Below are 17,578 nucleotides of genomic sequence, written 5' to 3'. Positions count from 1 at the left end.
TTTCTATTAAATTTTTCCCCATAAAAAGGCTACTTTTACCAAAATTTAAGTCATGGAAGAAATTTTAAAACATTTTCCAAATCTAACACCTGAACAGATTTCACAGTTCGAAAAACTAGAGGAAGTATATACTGAATGGAACGCTAAGATTAATGTAATCTCGCGAAAAGATATACACGAATTATATACAAAACACGTTTTGCATTCTTTAGGCATTGCTAAAGTGATGGAGTTTTTACCAGGTGCCTCAATATTAGATGTTGGTACTGGGGGAGGATTCCCAGGGATTCCTTTAGCTATTTTATATCCCGAAACAAAATTCTACCTAATAGATATTATCGCAAAAAAAATACGCGTTGTTAACGAAGTTATCAATGCTTTAGAATTAAAGAATGTTGTTGCTGAACAAAAAAGAGCTGAAACAGTTGATGAGAAGTTTGACTTCATCGTAAGTCGTGCAGTGACCAATATGCCAGACTTTGTAAGCTGGATTAGACATAAAACTAAGAAAGAGAACAATCACGAATTTACGAATGGTATTCTCTACCTAAAAGGAGGAGACCTAACAGAAGAGTTAAAGGACTTTCCTAAAGCTGTCGAATTCGAATTGAAGAATATTTTTGATGATGAATTTTTCGATACAAAAAAAGTAGTGTATTTACCTTTAAAATACAAAGGATAGAAGAAATCACCTAGAAATAATGAAGGCGAGTCATATTAGACTTGCCTTTTTATTTATACTATATGCAAAAAAAAGACCTCTTTTGAGAGGTCTTTTTTGTATTCTAAATATAGATTATCCTAAGAATGGATATTTATAATCAGTTGCAGGAACGAAAGTTTCTTTAATCGTTCTAGGAGATACCCAACGAAGTAAGTTCAAGATAGATCCAGCCTTATCGTTAGTACCAGATGCTCTAGCACCACCGAAAGGTTGTTGTCCTACAACAGCACCTGTTGGTTTGTCATTGATATAGAAATTACCAGCAGCATTTTCTAAAGCTTTAGTAGCTTCAACTACTGCATAACGACATTTAGCAAAAATAGCCCCTGTCAATGCATAAGCTGAAGTTTCATCAACTAATTTTAAAGTTTCTTCCCATTTAGTATCTTCGTAAACATAGATAGTTAATACAGGTCCAAACAACTCAGTTTGCATTGTATCATATTTAGGGTTAGAAGTTAAAATAACTGTAGGCTCAATAAAATATCCCACAGACTTATCATATTTACCTCCTAATACAACTTCAGCATCAGATGCAGCATTTGCTTCATCAATCGCTTTAGCCAATTTATCGAAAGAACCTTCAGAAATAACTGAAGACACAAAGTTTGTAGGGTCTTCTGGAGTTCCCATTTTAATCGTAGCTAAATCAGCAGCCATATAATCTTTCACTTGATTCCACATAGAAGCAGGAACATACGCTCTAGAAGCAGCCGAACATTTTTGTCCTTGATATTCAAAAGCTCCTCTAGTCAATGCCACAGCAACCTCTTTTGGACAAGCAGATGGATGTGCAACTACGAAATCTTTACCACCAGTCTCACCAACAATTCTTGGGTAAGTCTTATAGTTATTAATGTTTTGACCAATTTTAGCCCACATACTATTAAATACTCCTGTAGAACCTGTAAAGTGAATACCCGCAAAGTCAGGACTTGCTAATAAAGTATCTGTAATCATTGCTGAATTACCATATACTACGTTAATTACACCGTCAGGAAGACCAGCTTCTTTAAGCACCTCAACAATTACTCTAGCAGAGTAAATTTGAGTTGCAGATGGTTTCCATACAACTACGTTACCCATCATAGCTACAGAAGTAGGTAAGTTACCAGCAATTGCAGTAAAGTTAAATGGAGTAATAGCGTATACAAACCCTTCTAATGGTCTGTGCTCTAACCTATTCCAAACACCATCAGTAGACGTTGGTTGTTCTGAATAAATCTGAGTCATATACTCTACATTAAATCTTAAGAAGTCAATAAACTCACATGCTGAATCAATTTCCGCTTGGTGAAGCGTTTTTGCTTGAGCAATCATTGTTGCTGCATTGATTTTTGCACGGTATGGTCCTGCTAATAACTCAGCTGCTTTTAAGAAAATAGAAGCTCTGTGCTCCCATGGCATAGCTGCCCATTTCTTTTTAGCCTCCAATGCTGTAGAAACTGCTTTCTCAACTAAAGCTTTGTCCGCTTGATGATAAACACCTAATTTATGTTTGTGATCAAAAGGAGGAAATAAGTCTTTTGTATTTCCGGTTCTAATTTCTTCTCCACCGATATATAATGGAATATCAACTTGAGAATTATATTGCTCTTTGAAAGAGTTTAAAGTTAATTCTCTCTCTTTAGTCCCTGGAGCATATGTTTTTACAGGCTCGTTAAAAGCTTTGGGAACATTGTAGATTCCTTTTGGCATATTTTTAAAGTTTATGTAGTTTATTAAAAATTGAATTATTACAAATATATATAAAAAATAAGGATATAATGTTTAGTTCATACTAAATGGTGCGATCAATTGAAAGCGAGGTATAACCACTTTAAACTGCTCCTTATCAATTAAATCTTCCACAAGATAGTTTCCTTCCATAGATCCCATAGCTGAACTTAAAACACACCCACTTTGATAGCTGTGTACATCATTGGGGAGCAAAATTGGTTGCTTACCAACTATACCGTCTCCTTCAATGTACTCATACCCTTTAGACACATCAAATATCTTCCAAAATCGGGAATCAATTTGAATCATTCTATCGGAATTATTTTCAATAGTTATTTCATATGTAAAAGCATAACTAAGCTTATTTTTTCTGTAAAAACTCCCTTCGTAGTTCGTCTTAACAGATATCTTCACCCCTTTGGTTACCTTCGTAATCATAATTATTGCTATAATGACAGTTCAAAACTAAACATTTACTTATAGAATCCACAATGAATAAGGTTAAAATGCTTTTAAAGTAAATGATAAAAAAACCTTTTACAGTAAAAAGACTAAAAATCCAATACTTCAGTCAGTTTAGCGACTACTGTCGTTTGTAGAGAATTAATCCTACTAAAGACGCATTAATAAGTAATATCTTGTGCATTGACAAAACCGTATCCTATCGCTCTGTCATACCTATCTAATGTTCCTCTGTAATAAACGATAACTTGGTAAGTATTAGTCGTAAAAGCAAAGTTTCCATCTGCATTCCATTCTGGAGCTACTTTTCCATTTACCGTTACTGTATATTTAAAATTGGTAAAACCCTGTTTGATTAGAATAGCTTTCTCATACAATCCAGTCTCATCATTAAGCTCCAACTTATTTGTAGCAGTCAATTCATAATCATTAAACATTCCTGTAACATAGTAATCTGATCCCACAGGCATATCAAGAGGTGGACTATAAGTAAAATAAACCCAACTATACTCACCCTCAATTGCTACTTTTTTAAACTTATTAATTGTTCTCGGATAAAAATGTCCATTCAAATCTGGAAAATAAGTATAAGTCTTATCGCGACGACTATCATTAATATGTAAATAAGTATTGTATATTCCATTCGTTACATTAGTTGCGCCAATCATATTATTAACTTGACGAATATCACTATTGTCAAAATTCAAATATTGATTATCCCCCCAAAACTGTGTTTCTGCATCATACTTATAAACTAAATCAGTAGCAACTGTATATTGAGGAGTAATATCTTTCAAGAATGTATCCCAACGACCATTTTGAAAAATGGCCACTCTTATATTTTTTAAAGGATTCTGATATTCTACATCCCCTAATGGCACCGTGAATTCAAGTCGTTGCTTAGTATCATAAAACTCCAAGTTTCTCGTACGTTTTACTTGAATAGGTACATTGATTGCATCTTCATACAAAACAAACTTTCTACGAATGACAACTTCATTATTATCATCGTAAATCTCCAAAGTATAATTACCACTCTTCGTTATTGAGTACTGTGTATTAGGAAGAGTTAAAGAGTAATGTGTATAATCCTGTAAAGTATTGAATGAATTTTCATACGTACGAATACGTTGATTGTCCATTCCTGTTACATATTCAATCTTACGCAAGTCAGAAGGTGACCAATCATAATTATAAGCAATGACACGATAATAGTAATTACCTTCATCTGCATACAGATCATCAAACTCTAAAGTAAATGATTCTCCCAGTTTAAAGTGAGGAAAAGTAGATTGGTTTCCTCTTACAAAACCAGCTGATTTAATATAGTCCGCCGTCTTGTTTTGAGGCACTTGTCCACGAGTCACAATCATTAAGAGTAAAGCAATAATAGAAAAAAAGACGCGTAATGACATAATGATATTTTTTTTAAGACTCTAATATACCTTTTTTTAAAACACCACTTATGCGATCCGAAAACTCTTTCATACTATGCAATTTGTAATCAACAAAGTCAAAACGAATGTCATCAAACGGAAGGTTATCAGGTATTGCTACAACAGTCATTCCAGCATTGCTACCCGCTTTTGACCCTGTAATAGAGTCCTCTACAGCTATGCAATTCTTAGGTAATGACCCTAAGTCTTTCGCAGCTTTAAGATAAACATCTGGAGCAGGCTTCCCTTCAGGGACATCGAAGGCAGATACTAATGTTTCAAAATACTTTGAAATACCTAACTTCTCTAGGGCGATATGAATTAATTGGACAGGAGAATTCGTAGCTAGACCAATCTTAATACCACTCTCACAAAGAAATTCAAGCGTTTCCAAAACCCCTTCTTTTGCCCGGCCATCTTGTTGCATAAGGACTCCTACTCGATCAATGACATCTTGTTCTACTTGATCAAAAGTACGTCCTTCCCAAGGATAAAGGCTATACCACAATTCCGATACCTCTCGTACTGTTTTCCCTGTAGTTTGATTGGCTATTTCCTCTTTCCATACAGCTCCAAGACTTGTGAAAATCTCTCGTTCTGCTTGTTGCCAAAACTTTTCGGAATCAATTAGAGTTCCATCCATATCAAATATTACAGTATCTATCATAGTTTTAATCATTTCATTGAATACCATACGAAGATACAGAAATATTTAGGCCTAACTTGAACTCTACATAAAATAAAAAATGCTCCTATAGGAGCATAACAATTCTATATATCTTTAAAACATACAGGAATAATCTCACCTGCAGCTAAACAATATCGTTCTATATCTTCTTTAGAAAATGTAGTAGTATAATCTACTTCCTCTACTCGAAAACCTACCTTTCTCAATTTATCAAAATAATCCTGCCCATATATACGAACATGATCATATTGGCCGAATATACGTGTGCGTTCTTTGGGATCAGTAATAGAATCATCTTGAAAAGTAACAGTTCTATTCAAATCTTGGGGCACTTGAAAAATCCCCATTCCCCCAGGCTTTAATATACGATACAATTCAGTCATTGCTTTTGTGTCATTTGGGATATGTTCTAAGACATGATTACAAAAAATCACATCAAAACTATTATCCTTAAAAGGCAAGTTACAGATATCAGCTTTCACATCTGCTAAAGGAGACTCTAAATCAGTCGTAGTATAAGTTAAGTTTTTTTGCTTCCTAAAGCGCTTATAGAATGCTTGTTCAGGCGCAAAGTGCAACACTAATTTTGATTTTTTAAAAAAGTCTGTTTCATTCTGCAAATAAAGCCACAACAAACGATGTCTTTCCAAAGAAAGTGTACTAGGTGATAGTACATTTGATCGTTGTTTGGCATATCCATACGGTAAAAATGAACGAAAACTCTTACCGTCAATTGGGTCAGTATACGTACTGCCTTTTAAGTACAAAGCCAAAACAGGACGAACAATATAACTCAGCCGAATGAGAATCGGCCGAGGTACTATGTTTAGTATTGCTTTGAATATTTTTTTCATAAAACAAACAAGAGTATACTAAAGAACTAATGGTTTTGCTCTAAACTCATCTTCTTCATTACTAGTAATACCCAATGCTTGATAAATGTATTGGAAAGTAGATAACAATTCTGGTTTACCGTTTACCATAGCCACATCGTGCTCAAAATGAGCTGATGGCTTACCGTCACGTGTAACAATTGTCCAACCATCATTTAGTTGTTTAATATTACGCGTTCCTAAGTTGATCATTGGTTCAATAGCAACAACTTGTCCTTCGATAAATTTCTTACCTCTACCTGGTTTACCATAGTTTGGCATTTCAGGAGACTCATGCATTTTACGACCCAATCCGTGTCCTACTAATTCACGTACTACTGTATATCCTTCTGCTTCACAATATCTTTGAATAGCACTTCCGACATCTTCTACACGGTTTCCTATACGAAATTCGCGAATACCTACATAAAGTGACTCCTTTGTTACTTGTAGTAAACGCTTAACTTCTGCATCTACCTCTCCTACTTCAAAAGTATAAGCATGATCACCATAAAATCCATTCATCACTGTACCACAATCTATTGATACAATATCTCCTTCTTCAATCGGCTTATCTGTAGGTAGTCCATGAACAATCTGCTCATTAACACTTGTCAAAATAGTAGAAGGACATCCATACAAACCTTTGAAACCAGGAACAGCTCCATGATCTCTAATGAATTCTTCTGCTTTTCTATCTAATTCTAAAGTCGTTACTCCTGGCTTTAGTTCGGTTGCTAGCATCCCTAATGTCTTAGAAACTAAAAGGGCGCTTTGTCTCATTAACTCTATTTCTTCTTGAGTTTTTGGAATAATCATACCTTGTATTTTTTTGTCTTACAAAATTACATCATTAGATTCAATGAAAAAAATGAATACCTATAGTTTTTACTTTGGGAATCATCGACAAAAGCGTAAATTAGTCCAATTTATTTTATTCCCTAGCGGAAACAATTAGAGTATTAATTTTTTTTACAATACACACTGATGAAAAACTTGACCGCCGTACAAGCAGCCAAATTAATTAAATCTAACGACCGAATATATGTACACTCTGTAGCATCTACACCTAATCACTTGATAGATGCTATTGTTGAAAGAGCAGATGAGCTATCCAATGTTGAATTTTGTCATATTCATACCTTAGGAAAAGCACCTTATGCTGATCCAAAATTTAAAGATAGTTTCAAAGTAAACTCATTCTTTATTGGAGGTAACGTTAGACATACAATTAAAGCAGGTAACGGTACGTATACACCTGTTTTTCTAAGTGAGTTACCTAAGCTATTTAGAGAAAATTTAGTTGCTTTAGATGTGGTACTTCTACAAGTCTCAACACCTGATGCTAATGGTTTCTGTTCTTTAGGTCCTTCAGTAGTAGCAGAGCCTGCAGCTATTGCTAACGCAAAATTAGTTATTGCACAAGTAAACAAATACCTTCCTCGCACATTCGGTGATGCTACTATTCACTCTTCTCACATTGATGTAATGGTAGAATATGACACACCTATCTTGACAGAATATTCTGCCACGATCAGTGATGCTGAAGACAAAATTGGAGCATACATCGCTGAAATGATTGAAGATGGTAGTACTCTACAAATGGGGATTGGTTCAATACCTGAAGCTGTATTACAAAAATTAAAAAATCACAAATACCTAGGTTTACATACTGAAATGTTTGCCGACGGTGTTATTGACTTAATTGAAGCAGGTGCTTTAGACTGTTCTAGACAAAAAACTACCAACAATAAAGCAATGTCTACTTTCTGTGTTGGTACAGAAAAACTATATAATTATATCAATGACAATCCTTTCTTTGTTTTCAAAGAATGCTCACATACAAATGATCCTTTTATCATTCGACAAAACCCTAACGTAGTTGCAATTAACTCTGCTGTTGAGATTGACGTGACAGGACAAATCTGTGCTGACTCAATTGGTCATCGCTTATACTCTGGAGTTGGAGGACAAGTTGACTTTATGAGAGGAGCTACGATGAGTAAAGGAGGTAAAGCCATCATAGCCTTATCTGCAACTACTAAAAAAGGAAAAAATAAAATAGTACCTGCTTTAAAAGCGGGTGCTGGTGTAGTTACTTCTCGTGCGCATGCTCAATTCGTTGTTACTGAATTCGGAGTAGCTGACCTTAGAGGCAAGTCTATTGATCAACGCGTACAAGCCTTAGCAAATATTGCTCATCCTAACTTTAGAGAAGACATTGTAAAAGAGTATTATCAATCTATTAGATAAACTCTCTATTTCTAATAAACGATAACGAGCAACTTAAAACATAAGTTGCTCGTTTTTTTTGCTTATTATAAGTAGATATAAGCCTGCCATTCTTAACCCACATTAAGTATAATCTGTAAAGCTTAAGCTATCTTTGTCTAGAATAACAAAACATGAGAGAACTATGAAAAACAATATTATTATCAGAGCCAATAGTAGAGGTTATGCAGATCATGGTTGGCTAAAATCATATCATACATTTAGCTTTGCTAATTATAAAAATGAAGATAGAGTACACTTTGGAGTACTAAGAGTTCTCAATGATGACTTGGTGGCTCCTGGTATGGGGTTTGGAACTCATCCTCATGATAATATGGAAATCATTTCAATCCCACTAAGTGGCGAACTCTCTCATAAAGACAGTATTGGCAATGGAACGATTATTAAAACAGGAGAAATACAAATAATGAGTGCTGGCACTGGTATTAACCATAGTGAATTTAATCCTAATGACGACGTACCTTCCCAGTTTTTACAAATCTGGCTATTCCCAAACAAATTAAATGTGAAACCTCGGTATGATCAAATTACTCTCAATCCAGAAAACAGACTTAACAAATGGGATCAAATATTATCACCTAATCCTGATGATAACGGTGTTTGGATTCATCAAGATGCTTGGTTTTCTCTTGCTGACCTAGATAAAGACAAACAATTAGAGTATACTAAAAAAGAGAAAAATAATGGCTTATATCTTTTCGTATTAGAAGGAAGTATATTTATTGAAAATACATCTTTAGGGAGAAGAGATGCAATAGGTATTATAGAAAAAGACGAAATCACACTTTCAGCTACAGAAAATGCAAAAATATTGCTAATGGATATTCCTATGGAATTACCCGATTACCTAAAATAAATAAGCTCGGTAAATGCCGAGCTTATTATTATTTATTTAACCATTTTTCAAGTTACGAACTTCCTCTTCTGTCAAGAATCTCCATTTACCTCTTGGTAAATTCCATTTAGTCAATTGTCCATACATTACGCGATCTACTTTGATTACATTATACCCTAAGCTTTCAAAAATAGCACGTACCAACTTAACATTCGAGGCTTTTAACTTGATACCAATCTCTGTTTTCGGTTGATCCTCTACATAAGCTATTTCCTCAACAAAAACTCTACGCTCATCGATATATACCCCTTTTTGGATTTTTTCTAAATCGTCGTATTTTAAATTCTTATCAATCGAAACTTGATACATTTTAGAACTTCTTTGTTCTGGTGAATTCAACTTCTGCAATAGGTTCGTATCATTTGTAAACAACATTAATCCTAAGGTTGTTTTATCCATTCTTCCTACTGGTGCTACAGGATATTTTGAACTACCCTTTATCAATGACAATACGTTTTCTGGACTAATAATCTCTTCATTAATAGTCGAAAAACCTTTAGGTTTATTCAATAGCACATATACACGTTTTTCTGGAGTAATGACAGTTCCATCAAAGTTCACAACATCTGTAGGCTTTACTCGATAACCTAACTCTGTGATTACTTCTCCATTCACTTTTACATTACCAGACACAATATATACGTCTGCTTCTCTACGAGAACATATGCCTGAATTTCCAATATATTTATTCAATCGAATATCCTCCGATTCTTTTACTTGTTTAACAGGTTTAGGCTTTTTGTCAAATGGCTTATTCGATTTACCAAATAACTTCTTTCCTTCACTAGCACCTCCTTTAAAAGATTTTTTCTTATCGGTACTCTTACCCCCACGTGGTTTATTACTGTTTCTCGAATTTGACTTACCGTTATTCATATATAAATTATTTTTGCAAAGATAATTAAACTTAATATTTCAACTAGATGTGTTGCGAAATTTAGTGAGGAAACTTACAAAGTTTCTCTTAACAAGGTCTGACCACTTGCTATAACTTCAGGTTTTATTAATACAATAGAAAATACTCCAAGTAGAATTAATAACTTCAAACAGATGTGAAGTTTATGATATTCCTCTATTGTATTCACTTTCCACAAAAGAATCAAAAACAAAACCAAAACAACCATACTACTATAGAAATAATAATTCATATAGCCAATATCCATATAGGTTGTTAGTACAATTATAGGAATGAATGAAATAAATACTAATACAGTGACAACTCTTTTTGTATAAGATTCACCAAAACGAACGGGCAATGTCTGATAATTATTAGCAAAGTCCCCTCTAATATTCTCCATATCTTTCAAAATTTCACGAGTAAAAATAATCATGAATAAAAAGAAAGCATGTATAAATACACCTATATGATAGGATTGGAAATACATAAAAATACCGAAGAACGGTAAGATTGCTAACAATGAAGCCATTATATTCCCTATCAATGGATACTTTTTCAATTTATGTGAATAAAACCAAAGTAGAAAAATATATAGAGCAAAAAAAACTGATGCATGAACAGACACCGGTAAGAGCAAAACTACAGACACAAAGTTTAATGCAAAATATACACGTAGTTTTGTTGCTTGACTAACTAGTCGATCTACCATAGACTTAAATGGTCTATTAATCAGATCTTTTTCAGCATCGTAAAAGTTATTAATGATATACCCTCCTGCGATTGCTAAGGAAGATGAAAATATAATTAGAAATAATCGCCAATCCAAAAGCACATCTAATGCTCTTAATTCAGGCGCAAATATAAATATTGACGCCAAATATTGAGCGATGACAATTATCAAAATATTATAACCTCTCACAACAGAGAACAAGCTGAAAATTTTAGCTAACAGTACTTTATTTTTCCTAGATAACATAAATTAGGCTTGTTTTAATCGCTCTTGCGAAAGGTTATAACTATATTTCTAAAACTGATAGACTACCTCTAGCTCATAGTCTTTCAGTGATTCTTTTGCTTTGTCTATATCAGGAGTAAATCCAAGAATATATCCTCCACCTCCTGACCCACACAACTTCAAATAGTAATCGTTTGTTTCAATACCTTTTTGCCATACTTGATGAAATTGCTCTGGTATCATTGGTTTAAAGTGATTAAACACTACGGAAGACAATTGCTTTGTATTGCTGAACAAACTTTTGAAGTCTCCCTTTAAAAAGTTTTCTACACAATTATCTGTATGTTTAATAAACTCCTCTTTCAAAACATTTCTAAACCCATGGTCTTTCAACTTCTCCATAAAGATTGTGATCATCGGAGCGGTTTCACCAACTATACCACTATCAATCAAAAATACAGCTCCTTTACCATCAACTATTTGTGAAGGAATCCCTGCAGGCTCAATATTATCTTTAGAGTTGATTAAGATCGGTAAGCTCAGATAACTATTTAATGGGTCTAATCCTGAACTTGTTCCATGAAAAAAAGACTCCATTTTTCCAAAAATGCCTTTTAGAGCTAAAAGCTTATCCTTCGTTAAATTCTCTAAAACAGTGATTTTATCTTTAGCGTATTGATCATAAATCGCTGCTACCAAAGCACCACTACTTCCTACACCATACCCTTGTGGGATACTTGAATCAAAATATAAACCGTTATTAATATCAGTCAATAACTCGTCAATATTAAATTGAACCAAGCTAGGCTCTCCTTCTTGTAAATCCTTTAAATAGAATGCAAAATTACGCAAACTCTCGTTTGACTTTAAAGCAAACCCTTCTAAGTTTTCTTCTACCTTCAATGCTCCATTATAGAAGTTGTAAGGAATAGACAATCCTTTCGAATCTTTGATAATTCCATACTCACCAAATAGAAGTATTTTTGAATAAAATAAAGGTCCTTTCATAGCTAATTTGTAAATTTTACTTTGCAAAAGTAATCAATATAAAACACATGAGTATTAATTTGTATTATTTTTTATAAATATCTGTTTTTAAAGCCATAAACACAATGTCTACACCCGTTTTGACAGCAATATCCTTTTAGTAAATGATAGTATTCTGTGAAGACAAAATAACCATTTTCAATATAGTAATGTAAACCTTCTACCATCTCACTCCTGCGCGTTGGCAACTCCTTCCCTTTAGCAGAAAGAACGAGTTCATTAAACTTCTCTAGACATGAATTACACAGACATTTGTGATAACTCTGTTTTAAGAAAATACGTGTTGTTTCAGCTAGCTCTACTTGAGAACATGCACAATTGACAATGTCATCAGCCTTACACACTATTTCTTGTTTACAATGGGTACATACTTTATTCTTTTCCATTTCTTAGCGCATTGTAGCAAAATTATAAAACTGAATTCCCTTTTTTCCGTCAAGAGTTATACTATGTGTAGTCCGTTGTCCTGAAGGACGTTCCATAACTACATCAATCGTATTCTCACCAGATTGTAAAGGCAAACGAACATAACTAATCTTTGCTGGAATGGATTGCCAGTTTCTTGTATCCGCTTTCTCTGAAAGCATATTAAACAATTGCACTCCAAAACCGATCCCCTCTAACACTGCATTTGCATCGCCGTTTTGCCCATTCGACTTAGCTGCTGCTTTTAAGGCATATTCCGCTGATTTCTTAACAGCCATACGAGTAAGTATCTTTCCTAATTCCTTACCTGCTCTTTCCTTTAAAGTCATAACAGCCAAAGCATCAATATCTTCTACTAATTGTAATTGTTTCGTATCGCCCTTAGAGTCTTTTACAAACGCACTAAAATAAGGCGTTGGTTGAACTATGTATTTGGGATATGCTATGTTTAAACTGTGTACCCCATTAAATGATGTACTTCCACTAATACCTAAGTCAATTGGAATCATTATCCCTAGAGCATTGGTAAAAAACAAACTTCCCTTCTCTCCTTCTACTAGTGTAAAAATAACATTCTCTTCTTCCTTTATGGGTGCCATACCATTTTCCCAAAACAAAACTAACTCACGACCTTCTTTTGACTTATCAGCATTCGCCTTGATCCCGAACTCTTTTTCATAAGCACGTTGTTCTCCTGTAAAACCATTATAGGCTGCTAAGCGTATCACATCGTGCTTCAACTGTTCAGGCATAGAAACACCGTAGTAAGTACCTTTACTCGTTTTATACACCTCAACCGCGTTTCGATAAGAAATAAAAGCATCATTATAGTTACCCGTTGATTCGTATATCATACCTTGTAAAATTAAGGAGAACGCATCTTTTGAATACCTTGTTGACTTATCCTTATACTTATCTCCCTGAGAATAATTCTGTAATGTAATTCGTCTAGCTTCTACTAATGCCTCCTGACTAAGCCCTAAGTATAAATAGTTTAAAGATTTATAATAGTGAATCATAAAAATCTCAAACTCTTCTCCTTTATAACTTTGAGACATTGAATTCAAGAATAATCCTACAGCAACATCTCCTACTTTCGTGACCGCATCCTCTATTAGAAGATCCGCCTCATTAAAATAGGTATTGCTTTCTTCATAAGCTCCTTTCAAATGCGCCAACCTTCCCTTCTCCATTAAAAAAAGAAGTTTATTCCTGTCTTTCTGAATCAATGAATTTTTATCCAAAGCCTTTTCTGCCTCCACATAATCACCCGCTCCTACTTTGGTATAATAATCCGTAATTCTATCGTGATACGATGCACATCCAAATAGGAAGAACATCAGCACAATAAGCACTGATGTTCTTTGCATTATATCAATGGTTCTACCTAAAACCATGAATGTCTATTTATTAACGTTTTACATATTTAGCAATTTTCTTATCTCCTACCCAAACCACTTCATTTGTTTGAATATTAGTCAACTCTAAATTAACTTGATAATAAACTACCTTTTGTTTTTTATGTGCATCAACAATTGAATTAATAGAACCTTGAAGCATAAAATCCGCTCCCTGTTCTAAACCAAATTTTTTCATTGAAGATACAGATGCATTAGTCTGTTGGTCAGCACGCTCACCTCTTAACTCTTCACGTTTTTTCCCACCTTGTACAAGACGTACACGCTGTGTTTGAATAAATGCTTGTTCGATATCTTTTACGAAAGTTTCTGCTTCAATATGCTCATGACTTTTGTTGTATACCATACCTACAATAACCACAGGACGTTTTCCTTCATTTTCATCTTGAAAATTGTAAATCCAAGGCCCTTCCATAATCTGTCTAGTCATTTGTTGAGCAACTTCTCTTGAATCTGTATTATTCCAACGACCACTGATATCGATTGTTTCATCTGTGCTTACTCTAGTTACTTGACGTCCACAAGACGATATAAACAATCCTGACACTGCTAAGATTGCTGCTAACGCAATACGTTTCATTTGCATAGTTTTTTTTATTTAATTTTTCTGATAGATTCAATTCTAAATTGAGAAGAACCAATTACCTGTTTTAAATCCAATACTTGGTCTAAACCAATTCCAACTGTTGTTATAACCATTATTATAGTAACTATTGTAATAGCCATTATATCCATTGCCATAGTAATCGTTATAATAGCTTCTTCCATACTTTGCTCTTGTCATACGTTCTTCATGTCTCCAAAGTTTTCGCTGTGCTTTTCGCTCTTGCTTCACTTCATACCAATCGTATGCTTTATAAGTATCTTGTATAGTCGTACTTAATGTAGTAGTCAATGAATCCGAGATTGCCACATACTTATACATACTATTTCTGTAGTCTGGATTCTGATCTTCTACTAACTCTTGTGCATGGACTGTTTGTCCTACAGACAACAATCCTAATGCTATTCCAAATATTTTAATCCAATTTTTCATAACCAATATTTTAGTTTATTAAACATTAGACAATAAATATACCACTATATAAAGGTACAAAAATTATTTAATACGTATAGCTCCCGCTCCCATTTCATCTGCTATATATTGTGCATTCTCGCAAAATACTGCTAACTCTTCATTGATAAAATCCATGACAAAACGCTCATTATCTTTAGGGAACAAAACATGTACATTAGCCCCTGCATCTAAGGTGAAACAAACAGGTATACTCGTTTTTTCTCTAAATGCCCATATTTTTTCTATTATTTGAAGGGTATTAGGCTTCATTAAAATAAAATAAGGCATTGAAGTCATCATCATTGCATGAAGAGTCAAAGCTTCACTTTCTACTAACGCAATAAATTCCGGAATATTTCCTTGTTCTAGAATTGCTCTTAATTTTGTCATGTTCTCATGCGCTTGAGCAAAACGTTGCTCCGCATATGGATGACCATTCATTAAGTTATGCCCTAAAGTACTCGAAACTTGTTTCTCTCCTTTATCAACCAGCAAAATTACATCGCGGTACCCTTTAAAATTCTCGTGTAAACTATAAGGAAATTCTACTCCATACAGATCTGAACTACCCGATACGTCTTCTTGTGTTCCCCAAACAACTACACTGCCACTCACACTCCTACAAGCACTACCAGACCCCAATCGAGCCAAAAATGAAGCTTTTTGATTAAAATATTCTTCACTCATCACTGGATTTAATTCTTTCTCAAGCGACATTATATTTACTGCCATAGCCGCCATTCCAGATGCAGACGAAGCAATTCCTGAACTATGAGGAAAAGTGTTTGTTGTATCAATCACAAAGTGATATTGCTCTATATAAGGACAATACTTTACTATGCGTTCAAAGAATTTTTGAACTTTAGGCTTAAAGTCCTCTTTAGGTTGTCCTTCAAACAATAAATCAAAACTTATCCCCTTCTCAGACTTTACACTATAATCAAGAGTTGTAATTGTTTTGCATTTTGACAAAGTAAAACTCAACGATGGATTTGCAGGTATTTGATCTCCTACTTTACCCCAGTATTTTACCAAAGCAATATTACTAGGAGCGCTCCACGTAAGGCTACCTGTTTGTACAGCTGACAAATCTATTTCATGACTATATATAAAATCTTCTATCTTCATTGTTTTTTTATTTCTTGAAAGACAAAAATACTATCTTTTATTGATACCTCATCTATTCCATAAAAAAGTAACTAAATTCTCCTTTTACACAACACACAAAACAACAACTTCCTATACTAAATTTCACTATAAATCTGATAATATACACTAGTACTATTAAGTGTTTCTTCACTGTTCTTCCACATTGTCCAGACATGTATAATACTACTCGTCCAATGATTTGGTAAGCTGATATACCCTAATTTATCTACGCGCTGTCCGACATCCTCACAGATATGAAGTTCCTCTAGATCCGGATGAAATAACACCACAGATAACAGGTACGTATCCATTGTAATCCCGTTAAAACTATTGTCCTCCCACACTATCTCTACTTGCCCATCACTTAGTATAGTGATCCTATTGATATAAGCGACAGGAAGTGAACCTATAGACATAGTCACTAGATTAAGAAATAAATAAGGTTTATTATCTTGTATTCCTACACCTCGCTTTAACAAATGTGAAGATTGCTGCTCAACACCATTTATCAAAGACTTTTTACCCATAACCTTAGGATTATACCTGTTAATAAATGACCTTGCCTTCGCTAAAAATGAAGAGACTAATGTCATTTTTGCTTGTTGAAGTAATTGCTTCTCAGTAGCAGACTTATTACTACGCTCTGCTTTACTCCTCCAAAAAAAAACTATTACGCCACTGAACACCTACCACAGGTCCAACTTTACCAGTGACACCACCTAAAATTCCTTTTTTTGCTTCTGCCATTTTTTATTGGCAAGGTAAATCTATTATTTGTTATCTGTAAGATAGTGTATTTATTACACCTATGACGATGTCAGTAAAAACGTTTTAGAGAAGAATTATTATTTAAAAAGTTTCATTATTTGTATTACACTATTTGTTTTTTGATCTTCTAGCCTCTGGTTTCACGAACATTCCTATAGAGGATAGCCCAAAGTATATTAGCACATTCCTTCGACAAAAAAGCATATAGACACCGAATCTCCTAAAATACCCCCATAAAAGTCGAACAATCAAAAACGTACACAAACAAAGAAGAACACCTGTTTGACTATTGATCTAAATATTTATCCACTAAATCTTCCATACCTTTCCTGTACTGCACACTTATATAATGCGGCCCCACAGGGGCACTGAACATAAACATTGGATTCTCCGGAAACGCCGGAGTAGTTCGAAACAAAATAAAATAACTTTTTCCATAATACCCAGCTCCAAACCAATCCGAAAATTTGTAATAATCAGGAACTGAACGTCGCTGACGAACTACAATTAACACATCGTGTACTTGTTCCCATCCAAAAGTTTGTTGTTTAAATAAACTTTTATAAGTGATTCCTTCTTCGTCAATTGTTACATTCATACACATTGACTTATAGAAGAACACTAAAAATAAAAAGAATAAAAAAACAGACATTATTTTAGCAATACCTACTCCTTGAATTAAGAAATAAAGACCTGCTCCTAAAAAAGGCCCTATACTAATAATAAGGAGAATAATTCGACTACTGATATTGTAATAATTATATTTCATAAA

General features: G+C 34.1%; 19 protein-coding genes. 3 read left to right on the top strand and 16 right to left on the bottom strand.

Annotation, left to right across the window (positions count from 1 at the left end; all coding sequences use genetic code 11):
* Window positions 1-52 precede the first annotated feature (52 nt).
* Window positions 53-682 carry a 16S rRNA (guanine(527)-N(7))-methyltransferase RsmG gene (gene rsmG / locus GJV77_RS01280; RefSeq protein WP_155034552.1) on the top strand — a complete coding sequence of 210 codons (630 nt, stop codon included), beginning with the start codon at window positions 53-55 and terminating at the stop codon, window positions 680-682.
* Between the two features lie 114 nt (window positions 683-796).
* Here the strand turns inward: rsmG and pruA are convergent, their stop codons facing one another.
* The 6 genes from pruA to map form a co-directional block, all read right to left on the bottom strand.
* Complete coding sequence (pruA, locus tag GJV77_RS01275; protein ID WP_155034551.1) at window positions 797-2,422, bottom strand: L-glutamate gamma-semialdehyde dehydrogenase; 1,626 nt, start codon at window positions 2,420-2,422, stop codon at window positions 797-799.
* 72 nt (window positions 2,423-2,494) lie between these two features.
* Entirely contained in the window at window positions 2,495-2,881 is a 387-nt protein-coding gene (gene apaG, locus GJV77_RS01270) for a Co2+/Mg2+ efflux protein ApaG (RefSeq protein WP_155034550.1), read from the bottom strand.
* Between the two features lie 185 nt (window positions 2,882-3,066).
* A complete protein-coding gene (locus tag GJV77_RS01265) occupies window positions 3,067-4,320 on the bottom strand; it encodes a type IX secretion system plug protein (RefSeq protein ID WP_155034549.1) in 1,254 nt (417 codons plus the stop codon).
* Window positions 4,321-4,333: 13 nt separating this feature from the next.
* Window positions 4,334-5,008: a hexitol phosphatase HxpB gene (gene hxpB / locus GJV77_RS01260; protein WP_162853980.1), complete on the bottom strand. Its 675-nt coding sequence runs from the start codon at window positions 5,006-5,008 to the stop codon at window positions 4,334-4,336.
* Between the two features lie 104 nt (window positions 5,009-5,112).
* A complete protein-coding gene (locus GJV77_RS01255) occupies window positions 5,113-5,883 on the bottom strand; it encodes a class I SAM-dependent methyltransferase (protein ID WP_155034547.1) in 771 nt (256 codons plus the stop codon).
* An 18-nt stretch (window positions 5,884-5,901) separates the two neighbouring features.
* Window positions 5,902-6,720 (bottom strand): type I methionyl aminopeptidase, encoded by an 819-nt coding sequence (map, locus tag GJV77_RS01250; protein WP_155034546.1) that lies wholly within the window; start codon window positions 6,718-6,720, stop codon window positions 5,902-5,904.
* 168 nt (window positions 6,721-6,888) lie between these two features.
* Here map and GJV77_RS01245 point away from each other — a divergent pair, with 168 nt between their 5' ends.
* The gene (locus tag GJV77_RS01245; protein ID WP_155034545.1) at window positions 6,889-8,154 is read left to right on the top strand and encodes an acetyl-CoA hydrolase/transferase family protein; all 1,266 of its coding nucleotides are present in this window, start codon (window positions 6,889-6,891) and stop codon (window positions 8,152-8,154) included.
* Window positions 8,155-8,317: 163 nt separating this feature from the next.
* Window positions 8,318-9,049 (top strand): pirin family protein, encoded by a 732-nt coding sequence (locus GJV77_RS01240; RefSeq protein ID WP_155034544.1) that lies wholly within the window; start codon window positions 8,318-8,320, stop codon window positions 9,047-9,049.
* A 36-nt stretch (window positions 9,050-9,085) separates the two neighbouring features.
* Here GJV77_RS01240 and GJV77_RS01235 read toward each other — a convergent pair whose 3' ends face one another.
* The 10 genes from GJV77_RS01235 to GJV77_RS01190 form a co-directional block, all read right to left on the bottom strand.
* Window positions 9,086-9,964, bottom strand: a complete 879-nt coding sequence (locus GJV77_RS01235) for a pseudouridine synthase (protein ID WP_155034543.1) — start codon at window positions 9,962-9,964, stop codon at window positions 9,086-9,088.
* 74 nt (window positions 9,965-10,038) lie between these two features.
* Window positions 10,039-10,962 carry a geranylgeranylglycerol-phosphate geranylgeranyltransferase gene (locus GJV77_RS01230; RefSeq protein WP_155034542.1) on the bottom strand — a complete coding sequence of 308 codons (924 nt, stop codon included), beginning with the start codon at window positions 10,960-10,962 and terminating at the stop codon, window positions 10,039-10,041.
* A gap of 48 nt (window positions 10,963-11,010) precedes the next feature.
* Complete coding sequence (locus GJV77_RS01225) at window positions 11,011-11,949, bottom strand: mevalonate kinase family protein (protein ID WP_155034541.1); 939 nt, start codon at window positions 11,947-11,949, stop codon at window positions 11,011-11,013.
* 71 nt (window positions 11,950-12,020) lie between these two features.
* The gene (locus tag GJV77_RS01220; protein WP_155034540.1) at window positions 12,021-12,374 is read right to left on the bottom strand and encodes a cysteine-rich CWC family protein; all 354 of its coding nucleotides are present in this window, start codon (window positions 12,372-12,374) and stop codon (window positions 12,021-12,023) included.
* A 3-nt stretch (window positions 12,375-12,377) separates the two neighbouring features.
* The gene (locus GJV77_RS01215; protein WP_155034539.1) at window positions 12,378-13,811 is read right to left on the bottom strand and encodes a COG3014 family protein; all 1,434 of its coding nucleotides are present in this window, start codon (window positions 13,809-13,811) and stop codon (window positions 12,378-12,380) included.
* 13 nt (window positions 13,812-13,824) lie between these two features.
* Window positions 13,825-14,418 carry a penicillin-binding protein activator LpoB gene (locus GJV77_RS01210; RefSeq protein ID WP_155034538.1) on the bottom strand — a complete coding sequence of 198 codons (594 nt, stop codon included), beginning with the start codon at window positions 14,416-14,418 and terminating at the stop codon, window positions 13,825-13,827.
* Window positions 14,419-14,454: 36 nt separating this feature from the next.
* Window positions 14,455-14,868: a hypothetical protein gene (locus tag GJV77_RS01205; RefSeq protein WP_155034537.1), complete on the bottom strand. Its 414-nt coding sequence runs from the start codon at window positions 14,866-14,868 to the stop codon at window positions 14,455-14,457.
* A gap of 63 nt (window positions 14,869-14,931) precedes the next feature.
* Window positions 14,932-16,017, bottom strand: coding sequence for a diphosphomevalonate/mevalonate 3,5-bisphosphate decarboxylase family protein (locus tag GJV77_RS01200; RefSeq protein ID WP_155034536.1), 1,086 nt, complete (start codon window positions 16,015-16,017; stop codon window positions 14,932-14,934).
* A 116-nt stretch (window positions 16,018-16,133) separates the two neighbouring features.
* On the bottom strand, window positions 16,134-16,724 hold the full coding sequence (locus tag GJV77_RS01195) for a DUF6266 family protein (protein WP_317162540.1): 591 nt from the start codon (window positions 16,722-16,724) through the stop codon (window positions 16,134-16,136).
* A gap of 368 nt (window positions 16,725-17,092) precedes the next feature.
* Window positions 17,093-17,575: a PH domain-containing protein gene (locus GJV77_RS01190; RefSeq protein WP_155034535.1), complete on the bottom strand. Its 483-nt coding sequence runs from the start codon at window positions 17,573-17,575 to the stop codon at window positions 17,093-17,095.
* Window positions 17,576-17,578: the final 3 nt, after the last annotated feature.

It is taken from the genome of Myroides pelagicus, from assembly GCF_009711055.1.
Taxonomy (GTDB): Bacteria; Bacteroidota; Bacteroidia; order Flavobacteriales; family Flavobacteriaceae; genus Flavobacterium; species Flavobacterium pelagicum.
Note: the sequence above shows the minus strand (reverse complement) of the source record. Positions and strands in the feature narration are given on the sequence as shown.

Coding starts and splice junctions, on each gene's coding strand:
- rsmG (WP_155034552.1), top strand. CDS start 53: ATGGAAGAAATTTTAAAACATTTTCCAAATCTAACACCTGAACAGATT.
- pruA (WP_155034551.1), bottom strand. CDS start 2,422: ATGCCAAAAGGAATCTACAATGTTCCCAAAGCTTTTAACGAGCCTGTA.
- apaG (WP_155034550.1), bottom strand. CDS start 2,881: ATGATTACGAAGGTAACCAAAGGGGTGAAGATATCTGTTAAGACGAAC.
- GJV77_RS01265 (WP_155034549.1), bottom strand. CDS start 4,320: ATGTCATTACGCGTCTTTTTTTCTATTATTGCTTTACTCTTAATGATT.
- hxpB (WP_162853980.1), bottom strand. CDS start 5,008: ATGATAGATACTGTAATATTTGATATGGATGGAACTCTAATTGATTCC.
- GJV77_RS01255 (WP_155034547.1), bottom strand. CDS start 5,883: ATGAAAAAAATATTCAAAGCAATACTAAACATAGTACCTCGGCCGATT.
- map (WP_155034546.1), bottom strand. CDS start 6,720: ATGATTATTCCAAAAACTCAAGAAGAAATAGAGTTAATGAGACAAAGC.
- GJV77_RS01245 (WP_155034545.1), top strand. CDS start 6,889: ATGAAAAACTTGACCGCCGTACAAGCAGCCAAATTAATTAAATCTAAC.
- GJV77_RS01240 (WP_155034544.1), top strand. CDS start 8,318: ATGAAAAACAATATTATTATCAGAGCCAATAGTAGAGGTTATGCAGAT.
- GJV77_RS01235 (WP_155034543.1), bottom strand. CDS start 9,964: ATGAATAACGGTAAGTCAAATTCGAGAAACAGTAATAAACCACGTGGG.
- GJV77_RS01230 (WP_155034542.1), bottom strand. CDS start 10,962: ATGTTATCTAGGAAAAATAAAGTACTGTTAGCTAAAATTTTCAGCTTG.
- GJV77_RS01225 (WP_155034541.1), bottom strand. CDS start 11,949: ATGAAAGGACCTTTATTTTATTCAAAAATACTTCTATTTGGTGAGTAT.
- GJV77_RS01220 (WP_155034540.1), bottom strand. CDS start 12,374: ATGGAAAAGAATAAAGTATGTACCCATTGTAAACAAGAAATAGTGTGT.
- GJV77_RS01215 (WP_155034539.1), bottom strand. CDS start 13,811: ATGGTTTTAGGTAGAACCATTGATATAATGCAAAGAACATCAGTGCTT.
- GJV77_RS01210 (WP_155034538.1), bottom strand. CDS start 14,418: ATGCAAATGAAACGTATTGCGTTAGCAGCAATCTTAGCAGTGTCAGGA.
- GJV77_RS01205 (WP_155034537.1), bottom strand. CDS start 14,868: ATGAAAAATTGGATTAAAATATTTGGAATAGCATTAGGATTGTTGTCT.
- GJV77_RS01200 (WP_155034536.1), bottom strand. CDS start 16,017: ATGAAGATAGAAGATTTTATATATAGTCATGAAATAGATTTGTCAGCT.
- GJV77_RS01190 (WP_155034535.1), bottom strand. CDS start 17,575: ATGAAATATAATTATTACAATATCAGTAGTCGAATTATTCTCCTTATT.